Origin of the sequence: Vibrio sp. 1562, from assembly GCF_033340155.1 — a bacterium.
In the GTDB taxonomy this organism is placed as follows: Bacteria; Pseudomonadota; Gammaproteobacteria; order Enterobacterales; family Vibrionaceae; genus Vibrio; species Vibrio alginolyticus.
The window spans coordinates 1-660 of sequence record NZ_JAWOVY010000412.1 but is presented as its reverse complement, the minus strand read 5'-3'; the positions used below and the strand labels follow the sequence as shown (position 1 = coordinate 660).

General features: G+C 48.8%; 1 protein-coding gene. It reads left to right on the top strand.

The window, feature by feature from the left end; all coding sequences use genetic code 11:
• Positions 1–660, top strand: a 660-nt coding sequence (locus tag R7Z49_RS25505; protein ID WP_318112455.1) for an MFS transporter, incomplete at both ends; no start/stop codon positions are given.

Sequence of the window (660 nt, the reverse complement as noted above, 5' to 3'; positions counted from 1 at the left end):
TATTGAGTGGATGTTGATGTCTCGTTTGCTACAAGGCTTAGGTGCGTGTGCGACATCGGTAGCAGCCTTTGCAACAGTTCGCGATATTTTCGGCCCAGAGAAAAGCGGCAAGATGATCAGCTACCTTAATGGTGCGATCTGCTTTATTCCGGCACTGGCCCCAATCTTAGGTAGCTGGTTAACACAGCAATTCGATTGGCGTGCAAACTTCAGCTTTATGGCTGGTTTTGCGGTTGTCTCAGGAACGTTGATGTTCTTGATGATGAAGGAAACCAACCCTGCAACCGAGAAACAAGCGGTATTCAAAGTAAGTCGTTACTGGTCGGTACTGAGCACGCCATCTTTCATTTTCCACGCATCACTATGTTTGATGGCCATGGCGGTTATCTTAGCTTACGTGACGTCAGCACCGTCGGTATTGATGACAGGCATGGGCCTTTCAATGAATGAGTTCACATTCTGGTTTGGCATTAACGCGGTCATTAACATCGCTGGCTGTATGTTGGCACCGAAGTTCATGGAACGTTTTGGCACACACAACACGCTTGTGGTTGGTATCTCGCCGTTGGCTCTGGCTGGTGTGGTGATGCTGGTGATGAATGGCCAAAACACGGCGCTGTCGTTCATGCTGCCAATCTTTATGTCGTCCGTTGGTTTTGC